Below are 3,259 nucleotides of genomic sequence, written 5' to 3'. Positions count from 1 at the left end.
CGGTCCAGGCCCAGGATCATCCGCATCGTGGTGGACTTCCCGGCACCGTTGGGGCCGAGGAACCCGGTGACCCGCCCGGGGTGCACCTCGAAGCTCACGTCGTCGACAGCCGTTTTCGTGCCGTACCTCTTGGTGAGGCCTTCCGCAACAATCATGGATGTATGCCGCCTTCTCCTCGGGCGGTCCTATGATCGCCCGTACCGGCGATATCCGCATCCGTACTACGGGAGACGAGTGAACTCCCCAACCCGGAAGGCGGTACGCCCGCTTCGGGCCACGCGCGTTCGACAGGTCGTCGTCGTCCGGCGGACCGCGCCCGGAGCGGTGGCGCCGCCCGACTCGGTCGCCCGGCCGATGCGCGGCCGCCGGACCGAGAGAGGGTTCTCCCCCACGACGGGCCGGGGCTCCCGGCGCTAGCGTCGCGCCATGGGGAGTGTGGGGGAAGACCTGTTGCTGATCGCCATCGGGCCCAGGCTCGGGAGGATCCGGCATCCCGACCGGATCCGCTTCGCGCTCCAGGGGGCGGAACTGCTCGAACTCGCCCACGCGGGCAAGGTCGTGGTGGCACCCGGCCGTGCCCGGATCACCCGCACGGGTGCGACGCCGACCGGTGACCGCCGGCTCGATCAGGCCCTGAACCGGCTGGGCCAGTCCGTCTCGCCGCCGACGTTGCGCTCGTGGCTGCGGGCGACGCCGCGGGGCTTCGTGAACGAGTACGTGTCGCGGCTGGAGCAGGGCAAGGCGCTTCGGGTCGACCGCGCGGCCGGCGGCTCCGGGTCGACCGTCCTGCGGATCAGCCGCGTCGACGTCGCCCGTCGGTCGGCAATCAGGAAGCGCGTCGAGGTGGTCGTCGCCGGCGCGGCGGATCCCGACCCCGCCGACTCGATGCTCGTGGCCCTGATCCACGCCTGTGGCATCCAAGGCAGGCTCTTTCCCGGTCCGACCGGCCTGCTCGCCCGCCGGCGCCTGGCCGCCCACGTCCTCGGCCCACCGCCTTCCACGACGGAACGGCCGGCCTCGAAACCTCACCTCGAACTCCAGGAGCTGACCGCCCGATTGACGGCCGAACTCCGCACCCCGGGTAGCGGCCCCGCGCGCGACCCCCACGAGACGCTCGACTACGCCCCGGGGCGATTCGAAAACCACGGCCAGGACCTCGGCGGCGGATTCTGACCACCGCCCCGCCGCCGGTCGGGGTGGTGGGGTGCGGTCGGGGGGTGGGCTTGGATAGAGTTCCGCCGCCGACCGGCCATACCCGTTCCACGGAGGCGACTTGTCCAACGATCCGGGAAACCACGGACCTTACTACCCGCCCCCCGCACCGCAACCGAGTCAGCCGAAGTGGGCGTGGTGGGTGGTGGGCATCGCCATCCCGGTGATCGGCATCGTCGTCACCATCGCAGCGAGTCAGGGTGGCGACTCGAACGACAAGTCGTCGAACACGGCCAACCCGCCTGCGGTACAGAGCCCGCAGGCGAGCGCACCGTCGGGCTCCGGGGCATCCGGGGCGTCGGGTCAGTCCGGGGCGACGGGGTCGAGCGCGCCGGGGCCGGCGGCCAAGTCGCCGCGGATCCTGTTCGGGCCCGGTCCGGTGTCGGCCGGACCGTCGAGCGGCTATGTCGACTTCGATACCGATCCGCCGCTGGTCACCCAGTCGAACAAGGCCGCCGACGTCGTATTCGGCTACATGTTCGCCAGGCCCGAACTCGTCACCGTCGGGTCCGGTATGACTCTGGCTCCTCTCCCTGCGGGCGACACCGCTCCCACGCCGGAGGAGTGCGCCGACGCGATCGACAAGCGCGGCACGTACCAGGGCGGCGACCTCACCAAGGACTCGCGCTTTTGTATCCAGACCAACGAGGGGCGTACCGCGTACCTCCGCTTTCTCGCGCCACCGGCCGGAAACGTTCCCGTCCGTCTTGAGGTCACCGTGTGGGACCTGCCCTGACGGGACCGGACGGCGAAACCGGGCCGACGCGTGTCGGGGGGCGCGCGACCGCCGTGCGGACCTCCGCGCACGAGGCGCCCACGGTCTGGATCCGCGCACGATGCCGGAGGTGATGCAAGCCGTGCACGCGGGGCGCAACATCCAGGCGATCAAGTTCTACCGCCAACGCACCGGTGTGCGTCTGGAGGAAACCAAGCAGGCAATCGACGACGCCGGTCGAGGACGCTGAACCCCACCGGGTACACCCAACGGGCGGCGAACTCTCGCTCGTGGCCGGCGGGTTGTCGGCCGTCGCGCGAACGTACGCCTACGCCGGAGCGGTCCGGCCGGCGGCCTGGCGGCCGGGTCGATCCGGTGCCGAGACGTCGCCGAGCAGGCCGCGCAGGGCTCGGTCCAGGGACCATGCGAACGCGGTGACGCGGCGCTCGGGGTCCTCGCGGCGGGCGATGAAGTGCGGGAGGGCGGCGACGAAGTGGGGAAGTTCGTCGGGGACCGCCGCCTGCGCGACGAGCCGGCGCTGGGTGTCGACGCCGGGACCGGTGGAGTGCGCGTCGAGGATGTCCCCGACGATGGACTGCCAACAGCTCAGGAAGGCCCAGGACGCCTCCTCGACGCCCAACCCCGCAGCCGCGAAGTCGGCCAGGCACGCCTCGTCGAACGGCAACGCCCCTCGGGCCACCATCTCCCCCTCGGCCAACACCCGCACCACCCACACGTGCCGGGTCAGGTGGGCGTGCGCGGCGAGCAGTCGGGTGCGCAGGCGCTCCAGCGGGGTGTCGCCGGCGGCCCGCACCGGCAGGCCCACCGCGACGACCTCCAGCATCTCGACCAGCAGGTGGTTGCGGTCCTTGACGTGGCGGTAGAGCGACATCGGCCCCACGCCCAACTCGTGGGCCACGGCGCGCATGGTCAGCGCGGGCAGTCCGTCTCGCTCGACGAGCGTGATGGCGGTACGCACGATCGCGTCGGGGGTGAGCCCGGGACGGGGCCGGCGCCGGCCGTAGCGGCCGGAGGCGGACTCGGTTCGCTCGTCATCGGGGCCTCGGGCGGTCACCGTCGCAGTCTACCGACCGTGACGAGGCGATCGGAGTCGGGTGATCAGCTCGTCTCGGTGTGATCCTCGCGTCGAGACGGAGCACCCGGTCCGCGACGATCTCGACGGCGCGCGTGTCGTGGCCGGCGAGCCGACAGGCCCGCGCGATCGGATCGCCGACGGTGCGGTGCGGGTTGAACGACGTGTACGGGTCCTGGGACACCATCGCGATCCGGCGCCGCGAGGCCGGCGGCCGGTCGCGGGCGTCGGGGGCGAGC

At 72.1% G+C, this 3,259-nt stretch carries 5 protein-coding genes and 1 pseudogene; 3 read left to right on the top strand and 3 right to left on the bottom strand.

Annotated features, from left to right (window positions below):
• A partial coding sequence (locus tag GT354_RS16725) for an ATP-binding cassette domain-containing protein (protein WP_161357103.1) occupies positions 1–155 on the bottom strand: 155 nt, incomplete at its 3' end.
• A 271-nt stretch (positions 156–426) separates the two neighbouring features.
• Between GT354_RS16725 and GT354_RS16720 the strand changes: the two genes are divergently transcribed.
• From GT354_RS16720 to GT354_RS55795, 3 genes are all read left to right on the top strand, one after another.
• The gene (locus GT354_RS16720) at positions 427–1,173 is read left to right on the top strand and encodes a GPP34 family phosphoprotein (RefSeq protein WP_161357102.1); all 747 of its coding nucleotides are present in this window, start codon (positions 427–429) and stop codon (positions 1,171–1,173) included.
• 100 nt (positions 1,174–1,273) lie between these two features.
• A complete protein-coding gene (locus GT354_RS16715; RefSeq protein ID WP_161357101.1) occupies positions 1,274–1,948 on the top strand; it encodes a hypothetical protein in 675 nt (224 codons plus the stop codon).
• A gap of 100 nt (positions 1,949–2,048) precedes the next feature.
• Complete coding sequence (locus tag GT354_RS55795) at positions 2,049–2,177, top strand: hypothetical protein (protein ID WP_272923830.1); 129 nt, start codon at positions 2,049–2,051, stop codon at positions 2,175–2,177.
• Positions 2,178–2,255: 78 nt separating this feature from the next.
• Here the strand turns inward: GT354_RS55795 and GT354_RS16710 are convergent, their stop codons facing one another.
• Together GT354_RS16710 and GT354_RS54050 are read right to left on the bottom strand one after the other, a co-directional pair.
• Positions 2,256–3,002: a TetR/AcrR family transcriptional regulator gene (locus GT354_RS16710; protein ID WP_161357100.1), complete on the bottom strand. Its 747-nt coding sequence runs from the start codon at positions 3,000–3,002 to the stop codon at positions 2,256–2,258.
• Positions 2,980–3,259: pseudogene (locus GT354_RS54050) on the bottom strand (hypothetical protein); the annotation flags it as partial. The pseudogene GT354_RS54050 and the gene GT354_RS16710, both read right to left, overlap by 23 nt.

Source organism: Streptomyces sp. SID3343 (assembly GCF_009865215.1).
In the GTDB taxonomy this organism is placed as follows: domain Bacteria; phylum Actinomycetota; class Actinomycetes; order Streptomycetales; family Streptomycetaceae; genus Embleya.
Note: the sequence above shows the minus strand (reverse complement) of the source record. Positions and strands in the feature narration are given on the sequence as shown.